The sequence below is a fragment of the Vibrio sp. 1288 genome, assembly GCF_033344475.1.
On record NZ_JAWPOX010000418.1, the window covers coordinates 1 to 754 of the forward strand.

At 48.7% G+C, this 754-nt stretch carries 1 protein-coding gene; it reads right to left on the reverse strand.

Translation table 11 applies throughout. The annotated features are described in order from the left end of the window. On the reverse strand, window positions 1-754 hold a 754-nt coding region (locus R8O11_RS27145), incomplete at both ends, for a hypothetical protein (protein ID WP_318194866.1).

Consider the following 754-nt stretch of genomic DNA (forward strand, 5'->3'; position numbering starts at 1 on the left):
CAGCAATCGAAACGATCTCTTTGTTAACGGCTAGATTGCTGCCTTCCGGTGTCACGCGAGCTGTCGCAAAGTTCGTGCCGTCGTATTTCGGCGTCGAAGCAATTTGATCCAAAGCGTCTGGGCGAATACGTGACTTCATCACAAACTCAATCCAACCGCCCGGCGCAATGGATAGAACTGGAATATCGATATCCGCATTTGCACCACCAACAAAACCGCCGATATCCGTCGTTGCTTCACCAGAAGTTTTCACGCTCACATCCCATCCGTGCGCAGCAAACGCAGGTAAACTCTGCGCGTCTGATTCTCCAGGCGCATTTTGTGCCACTCGGACTTTGATGCTAGAGAATAACTCTTGCAGTGATTTGTTGTACTCCAGTCCTTTACCATTGTTTTGGAGGCGCAGACGGTACACGATATTTTCACCACTAGACGTGTGATTGTACGTCAGCTTTTCGCTCGATAAAGACGAATCCGTGTACGCTTTATGGGATTTGCTTACCTCAGAAGGCAGCATGTTGGCTGGCTCAGCGACTAGGTTATGACTGTTATCAATAACCGCCACGTTTAAGATTTGGCCAACCGCTTTCTCGCTGATCTTTGCTTTCACCGTATATTTGATGAAAGTGCCGCCAACAGCGAAACTATTTGCTGCAAGGTTAAACTGGGTGTCAATATCGCGGTTATCCGTGACCGACCCCGGCTCACTGATATCACTGGTATCGGTTTGAGTCGTGATGGTCCAAGAGTCAAA